The following is a 23221-nucleotide window of genomic DNA, read 5'->3' on the forward strand; positions in this document are numbered from 1 at the left end:
CGGGCCGTGGTCAGTCGGGCAGCGGCTGTTCGCACCAGATGGTCTTGCCGCTGCCGGTCTGCCTGCTGCCCCAGCGCTGGGTGAGCTGGGCCACCAGCAGCAGGCCGCGTCCGCCCTCGTCGAAGGCGTGCGCGCGGCGCAGGTGCGGGGAGGTCGAACTGCCGTCGGAGACCTCGCAGATGAGGGTCCGGTCGCGGATCAGCCGGAGCTGGACGGGCGGGGCCCCGTAGCGGATCGCGTTGGTGACCAGTTCGCTGACGACCAGTTCGGTGACGAAGGCGGTCTCCTCCAGCCCCCAGGACAGGAGTTGCTCGCCGACGGAGGTGCGGATGGCGGCCACCTGCGCGGGGTCGGGGGCGATGTCCCAGGTGGCGATGCGGTCGGCGCCCAGCGCCCGGGTGCGGGCCAGCAACAGGGCCACGTCGTCGCCGGGTTCGTCCGGCAGGACGCCCTTCAGCACGGCGTCGCAGAGGTCGTCGAGGCTGTCGGCGGGGGCGGTGAGGGCGCGGCGCAGGGCGCCCAGGACGTCGTCGACGTCGCGGTCCCGGTCCTCGATCAGGCCGTCGGTGTAGAGGGCGACGAGGGAGCCCTCCGGCAGTTCCCACTCGGTCGCCTCGAAGGGCAGCCCGCCGACGCCGAGCGGCGGTCCCGCGGTGACGGGCACCATCTGCGCGCTGCCGTCGGGGCGCACCACGACGGGCGCCGGGTGTCCGGCCGAGGCGAGGGTGAGGCGGCGGGAGACCGGGTCGTAGACGGCGTAGAGGCAGGTGGCGCCGAGTTCGGCGACGTCGTCCGCGCCCTCCCCGGACGCGAGGTGGGTGACCAGGTCGTCCAGGTGGGTCAGGAGTTCGTCCGGGGGCAGGTCGACGTCGGCGAGGGTGCGCACGGCCGTGCAGAGCCTGCCCATGGTGGCCGACGAGGTGATGCCGTGGCCGACGACGTCGCCGACGACCAGCGCGACCCGGCTGCCGGAGAGCGGGATGACGTCGAACCAGTCGCCGCCGATCCCGGCGAGCGAGCCGGACGGCAGGTAGCGGTGGGCGACGTCGACGGCGGCCTGTCCGGTGAGGCCCCGGGGCAGCAGGCTGTTCTGGAGGGCCAGCGCGGTGTGGCGTTCGCGGGCGAAGCGGCGCGCGTTGTCGATGCAGACGGCGACCCGGCTGGCGACCTCCTCGGCGAGGACGGCGTCGACCTCGGCGTAGTCGTCGGGCTGGGCGACGCGCACGCCGACGGCGACGCCCAGGGTGGTGCCGCGGGCCCGCAGCGGCACGGCGAGCAGGGTGTGGACGCCGTCGCGGTGGCCGATGCCCCCGGGGACGCGGGCGTCGAGTTCGTCGATCCAGCGCGCGAACCCGGGGTCGTCGGCCTGGCTCACCACGGCCCTGCCCTGCCGCAGGGCGCGCGCGGGCGGCGAGAACTCCGGGTAGACGTCGCTCGCGCCCAGCTCCACGAGCGCCTCAGGGGTGCCCTCGGTGACGGAGCCGTGGGCGACCCGGCGCAGGGTGATCTCGTCCGCGGTGGCGGTGGGCGGTTCCTCGGCGCCGAGGACCCACTCGAACAGGTCGACGCTGGCGAAGTCGGCGTAGCGGGGCACCAGGAGTTCGACGAGTTCCTCGGCGGTGCGGACCACGTCGAGGGTGGTGCCGACGGACGAGGCGGCCTCGTTGAGCACGGCGAGGCGCTCCCTGGCCCGGTACTGCTCGCTGGAGTCGAAGGCGGCGAGGGCGACGCCGGTGACCTCGCCCGACCGGTCGCGCACCGGCCACATCTCGATGTTCCAGGCGTGCTCGCGGTTGCCCGAGGGTTCGCCGGTGTAGCTCTCGTAGTGCACCGGCAGGCCGGTCTCGGTGACCTGCCGCAGATGGTCGAGGAAGCCCTCGTTGTCCTCCGCGTCGTCCACGGTGTCGGAGAAGTACCGGCCGAGCAGATCCGCCTCGGGGACGCCCATGACCCGGCAGGCGGCGTCGTTGAGGCGCAGGTAGCGGTGCTGGACGTCGAAGACGGAGAAGGACATGGACGCCTGCTGGAAGGCCTGTTCCGCGAGGGCCGGTCCTGGCCCCGCGCCGGTGTCGGCGGTGATCGCGTAGCCGGTGAGGGTGCCCTCGGCGTCCTGGAGGGGGCAGGCCCGCACCGGGAGCGGGACGGCGGTGCCGTCGCGGTGGCGCAGGAGGAGGGTCCCGGCCAGCGCGGTCAGGGCGTCCGGCGGCGGGGGGCCTGCGAGCAGGTCGCGGGCCGGGCGGCCGACGGCCTCTGCTGCGGAGTGCCCGGTCAGCTGCCGGGCACCCTCGCTCCATCCGGTGACGGTTCCCCGGGTGTCGACGATCGCCGCGGCGGCGGACGCGTGCTCCATGCCCCTCAGCATGGTTCCTCGGGCCCACCGGTTCAACCGAGACGGAGGACCGCCGTGGTCCTCCGTCCCGGCGCGGGTCACGCGGCGTGCGCGCGCAGCGCGGCGAGGGCCCGGTCGGCGTGGGTGTTCATGCGCAGTTCGCTGCGGACGATCTCCAGGACGGTGCGGTCCTTGCCGATGACGAAGGTGACCCGTTTGGTGGGGGCCAGGGAGAACCCGCGCTTGACGCCGAACCGCTCGCGGATCGCGCCGTCGGGGTCGGAGAGCAGGGGCATGCCGAGGGTGTGGGTCCCGGCGAACTCCTGCTGCTTCTCGACGGTGTCGCCGCTGATGCCCACGGGGCGGGCGCCGACGGCGGCGAACTCGGCGGCCAGGTCGCGGAAGTGGCAGGCCTCGGCGGTGCATCCGGCGGTGAGGGCGGCGGGGTAGAAGAACAGCACGACCGGTCCCTCGGCGAGGAGTTCGGTCAGGCTGCGCGGGGTGCCGGTCTCGTCGGGCAGCGAGAAGTCCTCGACGAGGTCACCGACGTCGACGCGTCCTGTCATGGCTGTCGTTCTCCGTTCCGGGCGACGTTGCGCGCCCACAGGACGAGCGGGAGCTGCAGGGGCAGCCGTCCGATCGCCGCGGTTCTCAGGGGGGCAGGGCGGTCGCGCCAGTCCACGGCCATCTTGACGTTGGCCGGGAACACCCCGACGAAGAAGGCGGCCGTGGCCAGCGCCGCCGTTCTGCGGGTGCGGGGCAGGGCGACACCCGCGGCGAGCGCCAGTTCGACGGCGCCGCTGGCGTAGGTCCAGGTCCTGGCCCGGCCGGGCAGTGACGCGGGGACGATCCGGTCGAAGGCGGCGGGCCGGGCGAGGTGGGCGGCGCCCGCCGCGGCCAGCAGTCCGGCGAGCAGCAGGGGTGAGCGATCGGACCGTGCCACGGTTCCTCCTCCGACGTCCTGCCGCGCGATGTTACCCGAGGGTAGAGCCGATGGGGGCGGGATTCAGACGTCGTCCGCGGGGGCGGCCGTCCCGTCCGGCTCGTCGTCGACGGAGTGGGCGAGGAAGTCGTCGACCATGCGGTGGAAGAGGGTGGCGAGCTGCCGCAGCTCCTCGGGATCCCAGTCGGACAGGGCGAGTTGCATGCCGCGGGCGCCCGCCTCCCGGACCCGGGCGATGGCCTGGCGCCCGGCCTCGGTGAGCTGGATGCGCTGGGCGCGCCGGTCGTCCGGGTCGGGGACGCGGGTGACGTACCCGGACTTCTGGAGCTGCTGGACGGTGCGGGTGACGTGGGAGGGCTCCACGCCGAGCCGGTTGGCCAGCTCCCCCAGGCGCGGCGGCTCGCAGTCGGCGACCTGGCGCAGCAGGGCCACGGCCGCCCGGTCGAGGGGCACCCCGGCCAGCGCCATCAGCCGCTCGTGCTGGCGGGCGCGGGTGCCCAGGTAGGTGATGCGGGACAGGGCCCGCTCGATCTCGCCGACCTCGGCGGAGGCGGGCCGCGCGGGGAGTCCTGGGGGTGGTGGGGAGGCCATGAGTACCACTTTACCTTGTCATTGCGTAACTCAAGTAATCTCTCGCGCGACGGCGGTGGGCCGGTACGGATCTCCGCACCGGCCCACCGCTGCCCTCACCCCTGCGCGGTCAGTTCCCGGAGGGGGCGGGCGCGGCGCCGAGCGCCTCGGTCCACGGGGTGCCCGTCGCGATCGCCTGCCGCCAGGACCTGATCGCGCGGGGCGGCATGCCGACCGCGAGCGCGCCGGTCAGCCGGTCGCCGGTGCGGTACGCGGCCAGGAACCGGCGCTCCGCGAGGTCGCCCTCCACCACGGCGACCTCGTCGTGCCCGCGCAGATAGCCGTACGCCTGCACCTTCATGTCGTACTGGTCGGACCAGAAGTACGGCACCGGCGCGAACGGCGTGCGGGCCTGCGGTGCGAGCAGGTTGCGGGCGGCGGCCATGCCCTGCTCGGCCGCGTTGGTGCGGTGCTCGATCCGCATCGGGACGCCGAACAGCGGGTTGTGCCAGCGGGCCACGTCACCGGCCGCGTACACGTTCTCGGCGGCGGCGCAGTACTCGTCGCAGACCACCCCGTCGCCGAGGGTCAGTCCGCTGCCCTCCAGCCACTCGGTGTTGGGGACCGAGCCGACGGCGACCAGCACCTCGTCCGCGTCGACGACCTCGCCGTCGGCCAGCCGGACGCCGTCCCCGGTCACCTCGGCGACGGACACCCCGCAGCGCAGGTCGACACCCTGGTCCAGGTGGGCCCGGGTGAGCACCTCGCCGACCTCGGCGCCGACGGCGTGCGCCAGCGGGACCGGCGCCGGTTCCAGCAGGGTGACGTGCGCGCCGAGCCGTCGCGCGACGGCGGCGGCCTCGGCGCCGAGGAACCCGGCGCCGACGATCACCAGGCGCACCCCGGGCACCAGGCGCTCGCGCAGGGCCAGCGCGTCGTCGAGGGTGCGCAGCACGTGCGCGCCCTCGCCGGGCAGCCGGCGCGGGCGGACGCCGGTCGCCACGATCAGCCCGTCGTAGGGGAGTTCGCAGCCGTCGGCCAGCTCCACCACCCGGTCGTCGGGCCGCAGGCCGCTGGCGGCCACGCCGAGCCGCTGTTCGAGGCCGAGGGCGGCCAGGTCGGCGGGGGCACGCAGGGTCAGCCGGTCCGACTCCCACTCCGAGGCGAGGAGTTGCTTGGAGAGCGGCGGTCGGTCGTAGGGGGCGCGCGGCTCGTCGCCGACGAGGGTGAGGGCGCCCTCGAAGCCGCCGCGGCGCAGCGTCTCGACGGCGGCGAGTCCGGCGGCCGAGGCGCCGACGACGACGATCCGCCTCACTGCTCCCCCACCCGGATCGCGGCGGCGGGGCATATCGCCGCGGCCTCGTGGACGCCGGGGGCGGCACATTGGGGTTCGTCGAGTTCCACACGCATCTCGGGTTCCTCGCTCAACTTCCGTGGGGGGTCGTACGGTTCGTGGGGGTACAGCGGTTCGTGGGAGCCGGGTCGACCAGGTGGCGGGCCGTTCGCGTACACCGTAGACCGAGCCACCGCCCTTGATCGGCGAACCGGGGACGGCGGCACCCGAATATCCCTTGCTTGACTCAAGTAATCTATATGTGCTTGCCTGAAGCAAGCAACCCGTCCGGTGGACCGCACGGGATCGTTTCGGATCGGGTCGGGTCGAGTCGGATTGGGTCGGATCGGGTCGGCGGCGCCGGGGTCACACCGGGCGCGTCGGCCGTTCCGCGGGCGAGGTGAAGGGGGCGGTGGACGGTGACACGCCGGGACCCCGCACACGGAGGGCGGGCGCCGGGCGCGGAGGACGCGGCGGGCGCGGAGGGCTCTCCGGATGCGGCGGGTGTCGCGTCGGCCACCCTTCCCGGGGTGAGCGCGGAGGACGCGGCGGGTGCACCCGGTGTTCCGGGTGTCGCGGGTGTTCCGTACCCGGGGAGCGGCGCGCGCGGGGCGGGTTCGGCGGCCGGGACTCGTTCGGGCGCCGGGGCACCGGCGCGGGATCGGGCGCGTTCGGCGAGCGCGGCGCACGCGCAGGCCGGGGCGCACGCCCCAGGGGCCGCGCCGTCGGGTCCGCGCGGGCGGGCCGGTGGGCCCGCGGCGTTCAGCCGGTCGGTGTGATCGGGGCCCGCCAGATGCCGATCAGCGCGTCGACGAGGCCGCTCCCGGCGTCGTGCCAGTCCGCGCGGGGCGTGGGCCTGCCTTCGGCGAGGGCGCGCTCCCGCTCGGCGGGCACGGTGACGATGAGGTGGCGGGCCATCTCACCGCGTTCGGCCCTGACGTCGGGCGGCAGGTCGGTCAGGCACCGGTTCAGCCCCTCGATGATCGTGCGCAGCGACGGGGAGGCGAGGGACTCCGCCACCAGGATGTCGTGCAGCGCCGGGTCGGTCATCAACTGCGCGCAGAATCGCGCGTACCAGGTGGGGCCGCCCAGGTCGGCGAGGTGCTCCGGCATCGGGCGGACCAGGCAGTCGATCCAGTCCCGCAGGTCGTCCGAGTCGCCGATCCCGGCCAGCAGCCGGACCCGGATCTCCTCGACGCGCCGCGAGTGGCCGCGCACGATCGCGCGGACCAGGTCGGCCTTGGTGCCGAAGTGGTAGCCGACCGCCGTGTTGTTGCCCTGGCCCGCGGCCTCGCTGATCTGGCGGTTGGAGACCGCGTTCACGCCGCGCTCGGCGAAGAGCCGCTCGGCCGTCGTCAGGATCAGCTCTCTCGTCGTGCCGACCTGCTCCGCCCGTGCCGTTCTGCCCGCCATGCCCACCGCCGCCGCGGGACTTGCCACTCCCCCGCGGCGACCAGTCCCTCGAACCGCCGCGGACCGCGTCGCGGGCGCGACGCGGATCAGTACGGAAAGCCTACGCAACCGCACGTCGGGGCCGGGCCGGGGCGGAGACCGGACGGCGTCCGGGAGCGGAGACCGGACGGCGTCCGGGGGGCGCGTCCACCCGGCTCGGGCGCCCGCGCGCGACCCCGGCGGACGACCTCGCGCACGCCCCGGCCGGACGGCCCTCGGGCCCCCGTGACGGGCGGCTCCGGCACCTCGCGGCGGGCGGCGGCTCTCGCGCCCTCGCGACGAACGCCCGCCACGCCCCCGTAACGGACGACCCTCACGTCCTCGTGACGGGCGGCCCGGCTCGGCGCCGCACGTTTCCGGGTGCCCTCGGTCGGGCGCGCGCTCATCGCCTCGGGTCGACCGTCCCGGGGTCATCGCCTCGGGCCCGCCGCCTCGCCTTTCCCACCGGTCGTACGGCCCCCGCAGCGGGCCGCACCCCTTCCCCCGCGCCCTCGCGGTGCGGATCCACCTCGGACCGCCGTTACAGTAAGTCAAGCGATTGACTTATTTTCGGCCGCGTTCCGGCTTCTCCCGACCCTCTCCCGGAGGCACCCTCATGTCCGACGTTCTGCCCAGACCCGCTGACACGGGCGGTCCCGCAGTGGAGCGGTCCGGCGCCGTGGTGGCCGTGCTGGCCTTCGCCGGCATCGTCGTCTCGCTGATGCAGACCCTGGTCATCCCGATCGTCCCGGAGCTGCCCAAGCTGCTGGACGCCCCCGCCTCCGACACCGCCTGGGCGGTCACCGCGACGCTGCTCGCCGCCGCGGTGGCCACCCCGGTCGTGGGGCGGCTCGGGGACATGTTCGGCAAGCGCCGGATGCTGCTGGTGAGCGTGGTGCTGCTGATCTCCGGTTCGGTGATCTGCGCGCTCAGCGACACCCTGGTGCCGATGATCGTCGGCCGCGCCGTGCAGGGTCTGGCGGCGGCGGTCGTCCCGCTGGGCATCAGCATCATGCGCGACGAGCTGCCCGCGGAGCGGCTCGCCGGGTCGACCGCGCTGATGAGCGCCTCGCTCGGCGTCGGCGGGGCGCTGGGTCTGCCCACCGCGGCCCTGATCGCCGACCACTTCGACTGGCACGTCCTGTTCTGGGCGTCCGCCTGCCTCGGCGTGGTGGCGCTGGTGCTGGTCTCGCTGTTCGTGCCGGAGTCCGCGGTGCGCACCGGCGGCCGGTTCGACCTGGTCGGCGGCATCGGGATGGCCGTCGGCCTGATCTCCCTGCTGCTGGCGATCTCCAAGGGCGCCGACTGGGGCTGGACCAGCGGCACCACGCTGGGCCTGTTCGCCGTCGCCGTCCTGGTGCTGGTGGCGTGGGGCTTCTTCGAGCTGCGCACCTCCGAGCCCCTGGTCGACCTGCGCACCACGGCCCGCCGTCAGGTCCTGGTGACCAACCTCGCCTCGATCGCCATCGGGTTCTCGATGTTCGCGATGTCGCTGGTGCTGCCGCAGCTCCTGCAACTCCCCACCCAGACGGGCTTCGGCCTCGGCAAGTCGCTGCTGACGGCCGGTCTGGTGATGGCGCCCTCCGGCCTGGTGATGATGGTGTTCGCGCCGGTCTCGGCCGCCGTCTCCCGGGCGAAGGGCCCGAAGGTGACGCTGATGATCGGCGCCCTGATCGTCGCCTCCGGCTACGGCCTGAACATCGTGCTGATGTCCGAGGTCTGGCACCTGGTGCTGGTGTCCTGTGTGATCGGCGCCGGTATCGGTTTCACCTACGGCGCGATGCCCGCCCTCATCATGGGCGCCGTCGACCCGTCGGAGACGGCCGCGGCCAACAGCCTCAACACCCTGATGCGCTCGATCGGTACGTCGGTCGCGAGCGCGATCGCCGGTGTGATCCTCTCGCAGATGACGATCAGCCTCGGCGGGTACGCCCTGCCGTCCGAGACCGGGTTCAAGGTCGTCATGTCGATCGGCGCGGGCGCGGCCCTGCTGGCCTTCGTGGTCGCGTCGTTCATCCCGCGCCGCCGTCCGGTGACGGCCGCCGCGTCGGCGCCCGCGGCGACCGAGACGTCGTCGGTCGGCTGACGTCCAGGGCCACCGCCCGCACCGGGACACCTCGGTGAGCCGACGCGCAGGGGCCGCCGTCCACACGGACGGCGGCCCCGTCGTATGCCCGCGCCCCGTCAGCCCGTCCTGCCATGTCCGCCCTGTCAGGCCCGGCCCGTCGAGCCCGACCCTTCAGGCACATCCCGTCAAGCCCGGCCCGTCAAGCCCGGCCCGTCAAGCCTGGCCGGTCGGCCCGCTGACGGTCCGTGCCCCTGCGCACCAGGGGGTGAGCAGGCTCGGCGCGCGCGGCCTCGCCCCACTCGCCGTCATCGCCTGTCGGTCGGGACCGGCTCGGCCACCGGCGGCCCGGGATCGCCGAGCGGCCGGTCCGTGCCCAGCTTGTCGAGCCACTGCTCCAGCAGGGCCGACTCGGCGGCGGTGAACGCGGCGGGGCGCTCGGCGCGCAGCCGCGCCGCCAGCGTGGCGGCGGCCATCGGGACCGCCTGGTCGGGATCGGGTTCGGGCGCGTTGTCCGGGTCGGCCGGACAGGTCACCGCGCCGAGGACGGCGTCCCGCAACCGGGCGGAGAACCCGGGGTCCGGGTACTGCTCGGGGCGGGTCAGTATCGACAGGGACGCCCCCACGTTCGCCGACATGATCATCTGGGTGGCGAGGGCGGGCGGCACGGTGAGCCTGCCCGCCGCCGCGCACCGCTCCAGGATGGAGTGCAGCAGGTCGTGCGCCTCCCGGGTGGCGGCGGGCGGGGCGGTCAGCTCCGGCGAGTACATCAGCCGGTAGTGGTGGGGGTGCTCCAGCGCGAACCGCAGGTGGTTGTCCCAGCCCCGCCTGAGGTCGGCGACCGGGTCGTCACTGGGCCTGGCCGCCCTCTTGGTGACCAGGTACTCCTCGAAACCCCGGTCCACGACGGCCGCGAGCAGCCCCGCCTTGTCACCGAACAGCCGGTAGAGCATCGGCGCCCCGACCCCGGCCGCCTCGCACACCGCGCGCGTGGAGACGTCCGCGACCGGCGACCCGGCCAGCAGGGTGGTCGCCGCTTCCAGAATCTTCTCCCTCGCGTCCATGGCCCCACGGTACGCCATTCGTAGCGCCGATACGAGATGCCCGTTACGGTCGCTACGAATCCGTGTTACCGTTGCTACACGCAATCCGTAGCAGCGCTAACAGAGCGAAGGGCACCGTCATGACCTCTCACCCCCACACGGACCAGCGCGTCGCGATCGTCACCGGCGGCTCGCGCGGCATCGGACGCGAGGTCGCCCGGCGGCTCGCGGCCGACGGCCTCGCGGTCGTCGTCGGCTACGCGGGCAACGACAAGGCGGCCGAGGAGTCCGTCAGGACCATCGAGGAAGCGGGCGGCACGGCGTTCGCGGCCCGCGCGGACGTCGCGGAGGAGGCGGAGGTCGCCGCCCTCTTCGACCGCGCGGAGTCCACCTACGGCGGGATCGACGTCGTCGTGCACGCGGCGGGCCGGATGCCCCTGTCCCCGCTGGTCGACCTGGACCTCGCCGATCTGGACGCGGTCTGCCGCACCAACATCCGCGGCACGTTCGTCGTGGACCAGCAGGCCGCCCGCAGGCTGCGCCCCGGCGGCGCGATCGTCAACTTCTCGACGTCGGTCCTCGGCCTGTCCTTCCCCGGCTACGGCGCCTACGCGGCCACCAAGGGCGCGGTCGAGGCGCTGACCCTGATCCTCGCCCGCGAACTGCGCGGCCGGGAGGTGACGGTCAACGCGGTGGCGCCCGGCCCCACCGCCACCGACCTCTTCCTGGACGGCAAGGACGAGGAGACCGTGGCCCGGCTGGCAGCCCAGCCCCCGCTGGAGCGGCTCGGCACGCCCGACGACATCGCGCGCGTCGTCTCGTTCCTGGCGGGCCCCGACGGGCGCTGGGTCAACGGCCAGGTGCTGCGCGCGAACGGCGGAATCGTCTGAGGCGGTCCGCCCGCCGCCCTCGCCGGGGGCATCGGGAGCGGCCAGGAGGACCGGTGGGCCGACGCCGAGGAGATCGGAAGCGGCACCAGGACCGGTGATCCGGCGCCGGCGCGGCCGTGGTCGGCGTCGCGTCACCTGAGGGCGGCGGCGGGCACCGCGGGCCCGCGATCCCCCGGCCTGCCTAGGACGACGCCTTCTCCGCGGTGGGGACGCCCAGCGTCAGGAAGGCGAAGCCGAGGACGCCCCGGTGGCCGCGCAGCCAGAAGGCGCGGTGCGTGTCCACCTGGTCGCGCACCCGGTCCGCCTCGGGGTGGTCGCCGTTGGCCAGCAGCCACTCCTCCGGGCCCGCCAGGTAGCCGGACTCGAACTCATCCCACTCGTCGCGGGTGGACGTCTCGATCCGCAGGGGCCGGAACCCCGCCGCGATCGTCAGGTCCACCAGATCCGGGAGGAGATGGCAGTCCTCGGCGGTCATGTCCGGCCACATCCGCGCCAGTTGCCCGTCCGTCGGGATCCGCTCCCAGATCTCGGCGGCGAACAGCAGGCGGCCCCCGGGGTTGACCCGTTCCCGCAGGACCCCGAGCGCGTCCGCGACGGTACCGAACGCCTGGTACGCGCCCGAGCTGAGGACGAGGTCCGCGTCGGAGAGATGGTCGGCAGCGGGCCCCTCGACGAACGTCACCCGGTCGGCGAGCCCGCGCCGGGCGGCGTCGGACCGCCCGCGTTCCAGAGCGGCACCCCGGAGGTCGACGCCGACGCCCCGCGCGCCGGGGACGGCCTCCAGGACCCGCAGGAGCAGCTCGCCCCACCCGCACCCGAGATCGAGCACGGTCGACGGATTCGACGCGGCGAGATCCGCGACCAACCGGTCGGCACGCGCGTCCGAGAGCGGCGCGTTGAAGGTGAGACGGGCGCCGGATCCGAAGCCGGAGGGATGAGTCATGGACCGGACCGTAACGACGCCGCACCGGCCGGGCCACCGGTTTTCCGACCGGGCGGAGACCCCGAGGACGCCACGGCACCCCCAGGACACGCACTGGCGCCCAGGACGTCAGCTCGCCACCCGGGACGCCCGCTCACCCCCACCAGGACCTCCACTCGCCCCCGCTGAACGCCCCTCCGGTACCGCCCGTATCTGTCGGTGTACCCCTGTCCGTCGCGCGCGGGCAGCACCGTCCGGACCCGGAGCAGCGACGTGCCCCAGCAGCCGACGCGGCCACTGAACGGCCGCACCCCGTCAACGACCCGTTCCGCCCCGAGCCCGCAGGACCTCCGCGGCCTCCCGCGGCTCCCCGACCCCGTCCCCTCCTCCCCCGCGCTCCCCGCCGCAGCCCGCTCCGCGCGCCGCGCCCCCGCGGTCTCGCGGCTGGCCCGGTCCGCGGCGCTCGCCGGTGGTCTCGCGGTGCTGCCGCTGACGGCGGGCTGCGCGGCCGGTGAGAGTGAACCGGCGGGCGGCAAGCGGCAGTCGGCGACGGCGGCGCCCGTCGTCTCCGCGCTGGAGGCGCAGGTGGTGGCACCGGCGAAGGTCGAGGTCATCGCCGGACTCACCGGCTGCGAGGTGAAGATCCGCACCGAGGCCGCCGAGCTGCGCGAGGGGGTCTGCCACACCGCCGACGGGGACTACCTCATCACCACCTTCCCCGAGGAGAGGTTCAAGGAGACCTGGCTGGACACCATCGGCATGTACCAGGGCACCTATCTGGTCGGCAACCGGTGGGTGGTCAGCGCGCAGCCGAAGGCGCTCAAGGAGTTCCGGGGGACGCTGGGCGGGACGATCGTGCATCTCTCCGGCATGGGTCCGAGCGCGGCGCCGAGCCCCTGACACCTCTGCCGTCCCCGGGTCACCAGCGGCCGCGACGGGCTGCCTGCCTTCGGCCTTTTCGGTGGCCGGTTGCCAACTCCTGGCGCGATCAAGGTGGTTGGCGGGTACGCATTCCCCTCACGGACGGTGTGCGTTCAGGGGGGAGCTGACCCTGGTGGCGGAGACGGGTGAGCGGTCCCGGCGCGTCCTGCGCCGGGAGGCCGTGTCGGACCTGCGCGCGCGGGGCCGTTACGGCCCGAGGCTGCGCGAGGTGCTGGTCGCGCTCGTCCTCGCGGTGCTCCTCGGGTCGGCCGCGGTGGTGGGGCTGGCGCTCGCGTTCCGCGCCTACGGGCCCGGGTTCCCCGCCGCGGTCCTGGGGGCGCTCGCGGTCACGGCGGTGGCGGCGCATCTGCTGCGCAGACCGCGTGCCCGTCGGCACCGGGGGTTCTACACCCCGGACGAACTGACGGAGTTGGACGTGCCGGGGCTGGTGCTCGCGGTGGCCAGGATGCTGCGCAGGGACGGCTGGCGGGTGCTGCCCCTGCCCGAGCAGGACCGCCCCCGGCTCGCGGCGCGCGACCCGCGGGGACGGCTGCTGGTGGTGGCGTTCCGCCCGGTGGCCGAGCCGCTGCCGGACGAGGACCCGCACTGGCGCAGCCGCGCGCGGGGGCGCGAGCCGGTTGTGCCCGATCTGCGACTGGTCGTGCACCGGGGGACGTTCGCCGGCCGGGACGAGCGCTGGGCGTCCCGTCAGGGGCACGTGCATCTCATCGACGGCGCGCGGCTGGAGCGTTGGGCCGCCGGGACGCCGTTGTACGGGCTCGGTGACGAATCCGGCGTACCGGGGCGATGACGCCCGGTCTTCACCCCGGCTTCATCGAAACGACGGAGAAGCCACTCCCCTCCCAGGCGCCCGGCTCCTACCCTTCCGCCGTATGCGCCTCAACAGACCCAGCGTCCCTGGGCCCTTCACCAGACGGCTGACCACCACCGTCGTCGCGACCGCCCTGCTGACCACCGCGCTCGCCACGGGCTCCACCGCCCCCGCGCAGGCCATGGCCGGGGAGGTGGCGCACCCGTCGTCGTACGTGGACCCGCTGATCGGTTCGTCGAACGGCGGCAACACCTTCCCGGGTGCCACCCTGCCGTTCGGCATGATGGCCTGGTCCCCCACCAGCACGACCGGCGACCAGACCAGCACCGGGGCCGCCAACGGCTACGAGTACAACGCCACCCGCATGCGCGGGCTGAGCCTGACGCACGTCAACGGCGCGGGCTGCAACCCGGGCGCGGCGGGGGACGTGCCGATCATGCCGTTCGTCGGTGACGTCACGTCGTCGCCGTCGGCGGACACCCGGGACGCCGTCTACGCGTCGAACTTCTCGCACGCCGACGAGCGGGCCGTCCCCGGCCGGTACACCGTCGGGCTCGCCTCGGGGGCCGGTGCCGACCTCGCGGTCAGCTCGCGGGCCGGGGTGGCCGACTTCACCTTCCCGTCCGACCGGCCTGCGAACCTGCTGTTCCGGGTCTCCAACTCGCTCAACGGCAGCGAGGACGCGCACGTCGACATCGACGCCGCGCACCGCAAGGTGACCGGCTGGGTGCTCACCGGCGCGTTCTGCGGGCGGCGCGCGAACGGCGGCGTCAACAACCGCAAGAGCTACTACAAGCTGTACTTCAGCGCCTCCTTCGATCGGGCCTTCTCCTCCACCGGCACCTGGAAGGACGGCACGCTCTCGCCCGGCGCGACCACCGCGTCCGGCGGTGAGGGCTACGCGACGGGCGCCGACCGCGCGGGGCGCGGCTCGGGCGGCTGGGTCGGCTTCGACACCAGCGCTGACAACGATGTCCGGATGCGGATCGGCATCTCCTACGTGAGCCTCGCGGGCGCGGAGACGAACCTGCGCGAGGAGATACCCCGGCGGGCGGGGGTCGACGAGGTGGCCGCGGCCGGATCGCGCGCGTGGGACCGGGAGTTGCGGTCGGTCCGGGTCGCGGGCGGCACCGAGGACCGCCGGACGGCCTTCTACACGGCGCTGTACCACTCCTTCCAGCAGCCGAACCTGATCAGTGACACGGACGGCCGCTACTGGGGCATGGACCAGGCCGTCCACCGGGTGGAGCGCGGGCAGGCGGGGCAGTACAGCAACTTCTCCGGGTGGGACCAGTACCGGGCGCACATCCAGTTGCTCGCGCTCCTGAAGCCGCGGGTGGCCGGGGACTTCGCCCAGTCGCTGTACAACTTCGCGCGGCAGAACGGCGGCGTCTGGGACCGCTGGGTGCACGTCAGCGGGGCGACGCACGTGATGACCGGCGACCCGACGGCGGCGACCCTGGCGACGTTCTACGCCATGGGGGTGCGCGGCTTCGACTACCTGGGTGCCTTCGACTCGCTGGTCAGGCAGGCGACCGAACCGCACCCGGACGGTCTCTCCGACGCGGGCTGCCCCGGCCAGTGCGTGGGCCAACGGCCCAATCTGGCGCAGTACTTGACCTCGCACTACGCGGCGCAGGACGTGTGCCACTGCTGGGGCGGCGCGGCCGAGACGCTGGAGGACGCGGTGGCCGACGCCGCGCTCGGGCAGTGGGCGCGGCTGCTGGGCCGGGACGAGGAGGCGCGGGTCTTCGCGGACCGGGGCACCTGGTGGCGCAACGTGTTCAACCCGGCGGCGACCGCGAACGGCGGCTACGCGCAGGCGCGTCGGCTCGACGGGTCGTGGGTGACGCCGTTCTCGCCGAGCACGGACGTCGGGTTCGCGCAGGGCTCCAGCGCCACGTACACCTGGATGGTGCCGCAGGACGTGGCGGGTCTCGCCGACGCCATGGGCGGCCGCGAGACGGCGGCGACCCGGCTCGACGGGTTCTTCCACCAGGCGGACGGTTCCTGGTCGGTGCGCGGCGGCGACGCCCTGCGCTACGACCCGACCAACGAGCCCGGGATCCACGCCCCTTGGCTGTACAACGCGCTGGGCCAGCCGTGGAAGACGCAGGCGACGGTCCGTCAGATCGTCGACACCGTCTACGGGACCGGGCCCGCGGGGCTGCCCGGCAACGACGACCTCGGGACCATGTCGGCCTGGTACGTGTTCGCGTGCCTCGGCCTCTACCCGAAGGCGCCGGGAAGCGCCGATCTGCTGCTGGGCGCACCGGTGTTCACGAAGGCGGTCCTCGACCGCCCCGGACGCGCCGACATCCGGATCGAGGCGCCCGCGGCGGACGCCACCCACGCCTACGTGGACTCGGTCCGGCTCGACGGCCGGGCGCACGGGCGCTCCTGGGCGGGAGCGGCGCTGACGCTGCGGGGCGGCACGCTCTCCTTCGGCCTCGCCGAGCAGCCGAACACCTCGTGGGCGACGGACCCGGCGGGTCTGCCGGGCTAGGGCCGTGACCGGAGAGGTTCGCCGTGAATCTTTCCGGCCACGGCAGCACTAGCGCCGCGACGGGCGGTGGTGGGGTCGGCCGGGGCGCCGGCCGTGCCACCGCCCCCGGTGCCGCCGGGGTGGCAGCGCGCCCCGGCGGTCAGGCGGACGGCAGCCGTTCCAGCCAGGCCGCGGTCTCCCGGGGTGTGCGCAGGCGGTGGACGGAGAGCGGCCGGAAGCGGGGGTCGTCGACGCGCTCGCCGATCTCACGGCGGCGCACGGGGTACCGGGACCAGGCCCACCAGGCGGGATGGTCGCGGGTGAGCCAGTCGCGCCAGCGCTCGCGGTTGCCGCCGAAGAGGGACTCGCGGGTGGCCGAGCGGCGCAGCGAGCGCCGCAGCACCCGGGGCATGATCACGCGTCGGCCGTAGTCCAGCCAGACCACCGTGTCCGCGCGGTCCCACAGCAGGTCACGGACGTCCGGGTAGCCGAGCGAGTCGATGATCCACCGGGGCTCCCCGGTGATCCGGCCGACGTCCTCGGTGAGGCGTTCGTTGACCGCCCAGCCGGGTCCGGCGAAGTAGAGGGCGTCCATCTCGTGGTACGGGACGCCGAGGCGGCGGCCCAGGGCACGGGCCAGCGTCGACTTGCCCGCGCCCGTGCTGCCCACCACCAGGATCCGTTCCATTCCCGGACCGTACCTCACACGCCCCGCGCCTCACTCGGCGGTTTTGCGGGCCAGGGCGTTGCTGGCGGTGGAGTTGTGCACGCTGAAGCTCACCGCGTCCGAGCGGTAGCGGTCGTCCGACCACTCCACCGGGCGTCCCTCGCGGGTGGTGGTGACCCGGCGGACCCGCAGCAGGGGGCTGCTGCGGCGGACGCCGAGGAGTTCGGCGTCCCGGGCTCCGGCGGCGACCGCGTCGATGACGTGCTCGCCGTAGGCGAAGACAAGTCCCGTGGTGTCGAAGAGGAGTTGGGTCACCGAGGGGGCGTGCGGATCGATGCCCTCGACGGCGGGGGCTATCCAGTCGGCGTACACGGTGCGTTCGAGGAGGACCGGCTCGCCGTCCAGACCGCGCACCCGCAGCACGTGCAACACCGGTGTGCCCTCGGGGAGTTGGAGGCGGGAGGCGTCCTGCGCGGTGGCGGGCCGGTACTCCTGGGCGGCCACCCGGCCGGTCGCCTCCCGTCCCATCGCCGCCGCCCACTGGGCGAAGCTGCGCAGTTCGGCGAAGCTCTGGCTGCGGCGGCTGGCGAGCACCACCCGGCGGGCGCCCTGCCGGGAGCCGATCAGGCCCTCGGCGGTGAGCGCGGCGACCGCCTGGCGGACCGTGCCGCGCGAGACGGCGTACCGGGCGGCCAGTTCCGTCTCGGCGGGCAGTCTGCTGCCGACCGTGTACTGCTCGCGGTCGATCGCCCGCCGCAGTTCGTCGGCGATCTCCTCGTGTCGCGTCGCCACCGTTCTCCTCCGCGTTGACCGCTGTGCACAGCGTGATCAGGGTAAACGACACCGAAGGGCGCCGGAACCCGACCGAGCCGACCCGCGAATGTGCAGGCAACCGGGGACCAGGGTTTCACCAGTGTTTACGGACAGGACACCACGGCCGGACTTACTGGGGCCAACTTGTTCAGACAAGTTCTCCGCCTGTCCCGAGTTCCCGCGTTCCCGCGCCCCTTTTTCTGGAGTCACCGTGTTCCAGCCGAGAACCGCCGTCCTGACCGGTTCCCTCGCCGTCGTCGCCGCGCTCGCCCTGAGCGCCTGCGGCGCCGCCCCCGACAACGCGTCGACCACCTCCGACGGCAAGAACGCCGCGACCGCCACCTCCGCGGCCGACTTCGGGGGCATGGACGCCCTGGTGAAGGCGGCCAAGAAGGAAGGCACGCTGCACGCCATCGCGCTCCCCCGCGACTGGGCCAACTACGGTGCCCTGATCGACGGGTTCCAGAAGAAGTACGGCATCAAGATCGAGGTCGAGAACCCCGACGGGTCGAGCCAGGACGAGATCAACGCGGTCACCTCCCGCAAGGGCCAGAACCGCGCGCCCGACGTCCTGGACCTCGGCAGCTCCTTCGCGCTGAGCGCCGCCCAGCAGGGCCTGCTCGCGCCCTACAAGGTGACCGCGTACGACGACATCCCGGACTCCCAGAAGGACGCGCAGGCCCGCTGGTACAACGACTACGGCGGCTACGTCTCCATCGGCTGCGACGCCAAGCGCGTCAAGAACTGCCCGAGCACCTTCGCGGACCTCCTCAAGCCCGAGTACAAGGGCCAGGTCGCCCTCAACGGCAACCCCACCAAGTCGGGTTCGGCCTTCGGCGGCGTCTACGCGGCGGCGCTCGCGAACGGCGGCTCCTTCGACGACATGCAGCCCGGCCTCGACTTCTTCGCCAAGCTGAAGAAGAACGGCAACTACACGCCCGTCGAGTCGACCCCGGCGACCGTCGAGAAGGGCGAGACGCCGATCAGCATCGACTGGGACTACCTCAACGCCGGGTACGCCGACGAGTTCAAGTCCAAGGGCGTCGACTGGAAGGTGGCCGTGCCGACCGACGGTCAGTTCTCCCAGTTCTACTCGCAGGCCGTCAACAAGGACGCCCCGCACCCCGCCGCCGCGCGGTTGTGGCAGGAGTACCTGTACAGCGCCGAGGGCCAGAACCTGTGGCTCGCCGGGTACGCCCGCCCGGCCCTGATGCCCGCCATGGAGAAGGCCGGCACCCTCGACAAGACGGCCGCCGCGAAGCTCCCGCAGGTCTCCGGCACGCCGACGTTCCCGACCGAGGCCCAGCAGAGCAAGGCCAAGGAGGTCCTCGCGCAGGGCTGGGCGAAGGCCGTCTCCGGATGACGGCCACGCTCACGCGGGCCGACGTGGTGTCCGCCGCTTCCCCGAAGCGGCGGCGCCGCGCCCCCGGCTGGCTGGCCGTCGTCCCGCTGCTCGCCTTCACCGCCGTCGCGTTCGGGGTGCCCGCGCTCGCCATGCTCAACGGCGCCTTCACCGTCAAGGACCAGGTCTCCGGCGCCACTTCGTACAGCACCGCCAACCTGACGCGCTCCCTGGACGGCGCCTACCTGACGGCGCTGGTCGGCAGCGTGAAGCTGTCCGCGGTCTGCGCCGTCCTGGGGGCCCTGCTGGGGCTGCCGATCGCGCAGGCCGTCGTCACCTCGCGCTCGCGCGCGCTGCGCGAGGCGGTCCTGACCGCGTCCGGGGTCCTCGCCAACTTCGGCGGCGTCCCGCTGGCCTTCGCCTTCGTCGCCACCCTCGGCAACGCCGGTGTGCTCACCCGGCACCTGGGCCTGGGCGAGAAGGGCTGGAACCTCTACAGCTTCGGCGGCCTGGTCCTCGTCTACCTGTACTTCCTGATCCCGCTGATGGTCCTCACCATCACCCCGGCCCTGGAGGGGCTGCGCACCCAGTGGCGGGAGGCCGCGCGCAACAACGGCGCGACGGGCGCCCAGTACTGGCGGCACGTGGCACTGCCGGTCCTGGCGCCGTCCCTGCTCGGCGGCCTGGTGCTGCTGTTCGGCAGCGCCTTCGCCGCGTACGCCACCGCCGCGGCCATGGTGGGCAGTTCGGTCCCGCTGGTGACCCTCCAGATCGCCGACGCCATCTCCGGCAACGTGCTGGTCGGGCAGGAGAACGTGGCGCTCGCGCTCAGCCTGGACATGGTCCTGGTGGCCGGCGTCGTGATGGCCGTCTATCTGCCCCTGCAACGACGGAGCGCCCGATGGCTCGACGCGTGAACGCCTGGCGGTGGCCCGTCCTCGGCTTCGCCGCCCTGTACTTCCTCGTCCCGCTGGCCGCCTCGGTGGTCTTCACCGTGGACGTGCCCGGCCGGGGCGTCACCTTCGACGCCTACCGGCGCATCGTCTCCACCGAGGGGTTCACCACCAGTCTGCTGCTCTCCCTCGAACTGGCCCTGGTGACCATCGCGTTGGTGCTGCTGCTGATGGTGCCCGCCGTGGTGGCCCTGCGGCTCGGGGCGCCCCGGCTGCGCCCGGTCGTCGAGGTGGTGTGCTCGCTGCCGCTGGTGGTGCCGCCGATCGCGTTCGTCGCGGGGATCTCGACCGTCCTCAAGTGGGGACCCGAACACCTTTCCCGCACACCGCTGTTCCAGACGTTCGTCGCCGTCCAGAACCCCGACTTCCCGTTCGTGCTCGTCCTCGCCTACGTGGTGATGGCGCTGCCGTTCGTGTACCGGGCGCTGGACGCGGGGCTGCGCGCCATCGACGTGCGCACCCTCGTGGAGGCCGCCCGCAGTTGCGGCGCCGCATGGCCGCAGGCGCTGCTGCGGGCGGTGCTGCCCAATCTGCGCGGGGCGCTGCTGAACGCCTCGTTCCTCACCCTGGCGCTGGTCCTCGGCGAGTTCACCGTGGCCCAGCTCCTCGGATTCACCCCGTTCGCGGTGTGGATCTACAGCATCGGCGGCTCGCAGGCCCAGCTGTCCGTCGCCGTGTCCGTGCTCAGCCTCCTCGTCACCTGGGCCCTGCTCCTCACGCTCGCCGGATTCGGCGGACGTACCAAGACCGCGTCCCGGGGATGATGACCGATGACCGCCACCGCACTCGAAGACGTCCGGACCGAGCAGGCCGCCACGGTCGAGTTCCGGGCACTGCGCCGGGAGTTCGGGCAGACCGTCGCGCTCGACGGTCTCGACCTGACGGTCCGCCCCGGCGAGTTCCTCGCCCTGCTCGGCCCCTCCGGCTGCGGCAAGACCACCGCCCTGCGCATGCTGGCGGGCTTCGAACACCCCGACTCCGGTGAGGTCCTGGTGGACGGCGCGGACGTCACCCGCGTCCCGGCCCACCGCCGCGACGCCGGGATGGTGTTCCAGTCCTACAGCCTCTTCCCGCACCTCAGCGCCGTCGACAACGTCGCCTTCGGGCTGCGGATGCGCAAGGTGGGGACGGCCGAACGGCGGCGCCGGGCAACGGAGTTGCTGGAGCTGGTCGGGCTCGCCGACAAGGGCGCCCGGTACCCGCACCAGCTCTCCGGCGGCCAGCAGCAGCGCATCGCCCTGGCCCGCGCCCTCGCGCTGCGGCCCCGGGTGCTGCTGCTCGACGAGCCGCTCTCCGCCCTCGACGCCAAGGTGCGGCTCACCCTGCGCGAGGAGATCCGCCGTCTCCAGCAGGAACTCGGCATCACCACCCTGTTCGTGACGCACGATCAGGAGGAGGCGCTGTCGGTCGCCGACCGGGTCGCGGTGATGCGCGAGGGACGCCTCGAACAGTGCGCCGAACCGGCCGAGTTGTACGGACGTCCGGCGACCGCCTTCGTGGCCGAGTTCGTCGGCACCATGAGCCGGGTGCCCGCCGTGCTGTCCGGCTCCACGGTGGAGGTGCTCGGGCTGCGGCTGCCGGTCGACGGCACCCCGCCGGGCACCGCCGAGGTCGACGTCCTGGTCCGCCCCGAGGGCGTCCGGCTGACGGCGGACGACGGCGCGGACGCCCGGGTCGTCGCCACCGCGTTCTTCGGCGCGGCCACCCGGGTCACCGTGCTGCTCGCCGACGGCACCGAGGTGAAGGCGGACCTGCCCACCCACGAGGCGGCCGCGCTCACCGCCGGGACCGCCGTCCGGGTGTCGCTGCCCGAACGACCGGTCCTGGTCGCGGAACGCACCGCCTGACCGGCACCCGCCACCTACCACCCACCACGGACCGACGGCCACGGGACGAACCACCCCCGGCCCGGACCCGACGCGTGCGGGCCCTCCCCTCCGGTGCCCCGGCCGCGCCTCCCCGACCGCGCCGGTGCGGGACCGACTCCCACCAGTCGGCCCGCACCGCCGGCGCCCCACCCCGCACACCCCGTCCCACACGCACGTCCCACAACATCCCGCCCCACACGCGCGCCCCGCATCACCCCGCCCCGCCCTCACCTCCCGCACACCGCACCCCACCGAACGCGGGCCCCACCGGATCCCACCGGCCCCACCGGGCCCCTCCCCCACCCCCCACCACCGGAGAGCTGACACCGTGACCCGACCCCCGCTCCAGGCCGTCCTGTTCGACATGGACGGCACGCTCGTCGACACCGAGCGGCTCTGGTGGGAGGCGGTGCAGCACGTCGCCACCGGCCTCGGCAGACCGCTCACCGAGGCCGACCAGCCGGAGGTGCTCGGCCGCCCCGTCGAGCACACCGCCGACTGGCTCGCCCGGCTCACCGCGACCCCTTCCGTCCGCCTCGGCGAGCGGCTGCACGGGGAGTTCGCCGACCGGGTCCGCACCGGGGTCGTCCCGCGCCCCGGCGCCCTCGACCTCCTGGACGCGCTCGCCCGGGACGACGTGCCGACCGCCCTGGTGACCGCCTCGCCCCGGTCGGTCGCCGACACCGTCCTGGCCGCGCTCGGCGCCGACCGGTTCCGGGTCTCGGTGACCGCCGACGACACCGCGCGCACCAAGCCCGAGCCCGACCCGTACCTCGCCGCCTGCGCCGCCCTCGGGGTCGACCCGGCCCGCTGCGTCGCCGTCGAGGACACCGCCACCGGGGTCTCCTCGGCCGAGGCCGCCGGGTGCGCCGTCGTCGCGGTGCCGTCCCTCGCGCCGATCGACGCCGCGCCCGGCCGCACCGTCGTCGCCAGCCTCGAAGAGGTCACGCCTGACCGGCTGCGCGGCCTGGTCGGGCCCCGGCTGCGGGTGCTGAGCTGGAACCTCTGGCTCGGCGGCGCGCGCGTCGACGACCACCGGGCCAAGCAGCTCAAGGTCGTCCTGGAGACCGGGGCCGACGTGGTCGGGCTCCAGGAGACGGCGCACACGGCGGCCGCGGAACTCGCCGACGCGCTCGGCTGGCACCACCACCAGGCGGGCGAGAACCTCGGCGTGATCAGCCGCCACCCGATCGTCGCCCGGCTCGGCGACCCGGACGTCGGCTTCTACGGGGCGGCCGGGGTCAGGATCGCGGTGGGGCGGCACGAGGTCGACGTCTGGACGGCCCATCTGCACTACACGCCGTACGGCCCGTACGAGGCGGACTTCGACGGGCTCCCGGCGGCCGGGCTGATCGCGCACGAGGAGGTGCGGCTCGGGCAGATGCGGGAGACGCTGCGGCGGATCGCGGAGGCGGGGCGGCCGGGCGTTCCCGTGGTGCTGACCGGGGACTTCAACTGCCCCTCGCACCTGGACCGCACGGACGTCGCGTGGCCGGTGACCCGGGCCGCCGAGGAGGCGGGGCTGCGCGACTCCTACCGGCAGGTCCACCCCGACCCGGTCCGCTCCCCCGGGGCCACCTGGTCGCCGGTCCACCCGGTGCACGAGGACGACCCGGACCGCCCTGAGCCGCAGGACCGCATCGACTACGTGCTCTACGGCCCCGGTCTCGACGTGGTGGACTCGCGCACGGTCGTCACGGGCGTGCCGCGCGCCTGGCCCGACGTCGCGGGCAACGACTGGCCGTCGGACCACGCGGCCGTCCTCACCACGTTCGCGCTGCCCGGCCCGGAGGGCGCGGGCGCCGGGTGAACCG

General features: G+C 74.1%; 20 protein-coding genes. 10 read left to right on the forward strand and 10 right to left on the reverse strand.

From position 1 onward, the window contains the following. Positions 1 to 10: 10 nt before the first annotated feature. The 6 genes from GA0115242_RS05820 to GA0115242_RS05845 all read right to left on the reverse strand — a co-directional run bounded on the left by GA0115242_RS05820 (position 11) and on the right by GA0115242_RS05845 (position 6588). Positions 11 to 2350 (reverse strand): SpoIIE family protein phosphatase, encoded by a 2340-nt coding sequence (locus tag GA0115242_RS05820; RefSeq protein WP_093825214.1) that lies wholly within the window; start codon positions 2348 to 2350, stop codon positions 11 to 13. A gap of 77 nt (positions 2351 to 2427) precedes the next feature. Then, on the reverse strand, positions 2428 to 2895 hold the full coding sequence (locus GA0115242_RS05825; protein ID WP_093825215.1) for a peroxiredoxin: 468 nt from the start codon (positions 2893 to 2895) through the stop codon (positions 2428 to 2430). Next, entirely contained in the window at positions 2892 to 3272 is a 381-nt protein-coding gene (locus GA0115242_RS05830; RefSeq protein WP_093825217.1) for a DoxX family protein, read from the reverse strand. The genes GA0115242_RS05825 and GA0115242_RS05830 overlap by 4 nt, the downstream gene beginning before the upstream one ends. Positions 3273 to 3335: 63 nt before the next feature. Next, the gene (locus GA0115242_RS05835) at positions 3336 to 3863 is read right to left on the reverse strand and encodes a MarR family winged helix-turn-helix transcriptional regulator (protein WP_093825218.1); all 528 of its coding nucleotides are present in this window, start codon (positions 3861 to 3863) and stop codon (positions 3336 to 3338) included. A 109-nt stretch (positions 3864 to 3972) separates the two neighbouring features. Further along, positions 3973 to 5157 carry an NAD(P)/FAD-dependent oxidoreductase gene (locus tag GA0115242_RS05840; RefSeq protein ID WP_218088634.1) on the reverse strand — a complete coding sequence of 395 codons (1185 nt, stop codon included), beginning with the start codon at positions 5155 to 5157 and terminating at the stop codon, positions 3973 to 3975. Positions 5158 to 5937: 780 nt separating this feature from the next. Next, the gene (locus GA0115242_RS05845; protein WP_093825221.1) at positions 5938 to 6588 is read right to left on the reverse strand and encodes a TetR/AcrR family transcriptional regulator; all 651 of its coding nucleotides are present in this window, start codon (positions 6586 to 6588) and stop codon (positions 5938 to 5940) included. Between the two features lie 634 nt (positions 6589 to 7222). Here GA0115242_RS05845 and GA0115242_RS05850 point away from each other — a divergent pair. Next, the gene (locus GA0115242_RS05850) at positions 7223 to 8692 is read left to right on the forward strand and encodes an MFS transporter (RefSeq protein WP_093825223.1); all 1470 of its coding nucleotides are present in this window, start codon (positions 7223 to 7225) and stop codon (positions 8690 to 8692) included. 287 nt (positions 8693 to 8979) lie between these two features. Here GA0115242_RS05850 and GA0115242_RS05855 read toward each other — a convergent pair whose 3' ends face one another. Next, positions 8980 to 9735 carry a TetR/AcrR family transcriptional regulator gene (locus GA0115242_RS05855; protein ID WP_093825225.1) on the reverse strand — a complete coding sequence of 252 codons (756 nt, stop codon included), beginning with the start codon at positions 9733 to 9735 and terminating at the stop codon, positions 8980 to 8982. A 119-nt stretch (positions 9736 to 9854) separates the two neighbouring features. Between GA0115242_RS05855 and GA0115242_RS05860 the strand changes: the two genes are divergently transcribed. After that, on the forward strand, positions 9855 to 10604 hold the full coding sequence (locus GA0115242_RS05860; protein ID WP_093825227.1) for an SDR family oxidoreductase: 750 nt from the start codon (positions 9855 to 9857) through the stop codon (positions 10602 to 10604). A 181-nt stretch (positions 10605 to 10785) separates the two neighbouring features. Here GA0115242_RS05860 and GA0115242_RS05865 read toward each other — a convergent pair whose 3' ends face one another. Further along, positions 10786 to 11547: an SAM-dependent methyltransferase gene (locus GA0115242_RS05865; RefSeq protein WP_093825229.1), complete on the reverse strand. Its 762-nt coding sequence runs from the start codon at positions 11545 to 11547 to the stop codon at positions 10786 to 10788. A gap of 252 nt (positions 11548 to 11799) precedes the next feature. Between GA0115242_RS05865 and GA0115242_RS05875 the strand changes: the two genes are divergently transcribed. From GA0115242_RS05875 to GA0115242_RS05885, 3 genes are all read left to right on the forward strand, one after another. Further along, on the forward strand, positions 11800 to 12426 hold the full coding sequence (locus GA0115242_RS05875) for a hypothetical protein (RefSeq protein ID WP_311638486.1): 627 nt from the start codon (positions 11800 to 11802) through the stop codon (positions 12424 to 12426). A 154-nt stretch (positions 12427 to 12580) separates the two neighbouring features. After that, positions 12581 to 13258 (forward strand): hypothetical protein, encoded by a 678-nt coding sequence (locus tag GA0115242_RS05880; RefSeq protein ID WP_256089376.1) that lies wholly within the window; start codon positions 12581 to 12583, stop codon positions 13256 to 13258. Between the two features lie 82 nt (positions 13259 to 13340). Beyond that, positions 13341 to 15785 (forward strand): GH92 family glycosyl hydrolase, encoded by a 2445-nt coding sequence (locus tag GA0115242_RS05885; RefSeq protein WP_093825231.1) that lies wholly within the window; start codon positions 13341 to 13343, stop codon positions 15783 to 15785. 139 nt (positions 15786 to 15924) lie between these two features. Here GA0115242_RS05885 and GA0115242_RS05890 read toward each other — a convergent pair whose 3' ends face one another. Together GA0115242_RS05890 and GA0115242_RS05895 are read right to left on the reverse strand one after the other, a co-directional pair. Beyond that, positions 15925 to 16452: an adenylate kinase gene (locus GA0115242_RS05890; protein ID WP_093825232.1), complete on the reverse strand. Its 528-nt coding sequence runs from the start codon at positions 16450 to 16452 to the stop codon at positions 15925 to 15927. A gap of 30 nt (positions 16453 to 16482) precedes the next feature. Then, entirely contained in the window at positions 16483 to 17223 is a 741-nt protein-coding gene (locus tag GA0115242_RS05895; protein WP_093825233.1) for a GntR family transcriptional regulator, read from the reverse strand. 232 nt (positions 17224 to 17455) lie between these two features. On the opposite strand from GA0115242_RS05895, the gene GA0115242_RS05900 reads away from it, so the two are divergent. The 5 genes from GA0115242_RS05900 to GA0115242_RS05920 all read left to right on the forward strand — a co-directional run bounded on the left by GA0115242_RS05900 (position 17456) and on the right by GA0115242_RS05920 (position 23217). After that, positions 17456 to 18607 (forward strand): ABC transporter substrate-binding protein, encoded by a 1152-nt coding sequence (locus GA0115242_RS05900; RefSeq protein ID WP_093825234.1) that lies wholly within the window; start codon positions 17456 to 17458, stop codon positions 18605 to 18607. Beyond that, the gene (locus tag GA0115242_RS05905) at positions 18604 to 19503 is read left to right on the forward strand and encodes an ABC transporter permease (protein WP_093825235.1); all 900 of its coding nucleotides are present in this window, start codon (positions 18604 to 18606) and stop codon (positions 19501 to 19503) included. Before GA0115242_RS05900 ends, GA0115242_RS05905 begins: the two co-directional genes overlap by 4 nt. After that, a complete protein-coding gene (locus tag GA0115242_RS05910) occupies positions 19488 to 20303 on the forward strand; it encodes an ABC transporter permease (RefSeq protein ID WP_093825237.1) in 816 nt (271 codons plus the stop codon). The genes GA0115242_RS05905 and GA0115242_RS05910 overlap by 16 nt, the downstream gene beginning before the upstream one ends. 6 nt (positions 20304 to 20309) lie before the next feature. Then, on the forward strand, positions 20310 to 21386 hold the full coding sequence (locus GA0115242_RS05915; protein ID WP_093825239.1) for an ABC transporter ATP-binding protein: 1077 nt from the start codon (positions 20310 to 20312) through the stop codon (positions 21384 to 21386). Positions 21387 to 21735: 349 nt separating this feature from the next. Next, positions 21736 to 23217: an HAD-IA family hydrolase gene (locus GA0115242_RS05920; protein ID WP_093825241.1), complete on the forward strand. Its 1482-nt coding sequence runs from the start codon at positions 21736 to 21738 to the stop codon at positions 23215 to 23217. Positions 23218 to 23221 lie beyond the last annotated feature (4 nt).

This window comes from Streptomyces sp. SolWspMP-5a-2 (genome assembly GCF_900091845.1).
GTDB lineage: Bacteria > Actinomycetota > Actinomycetes > Streptomycetales > Streptomycetaceae > Streptomyces > Streptomyces doudnae.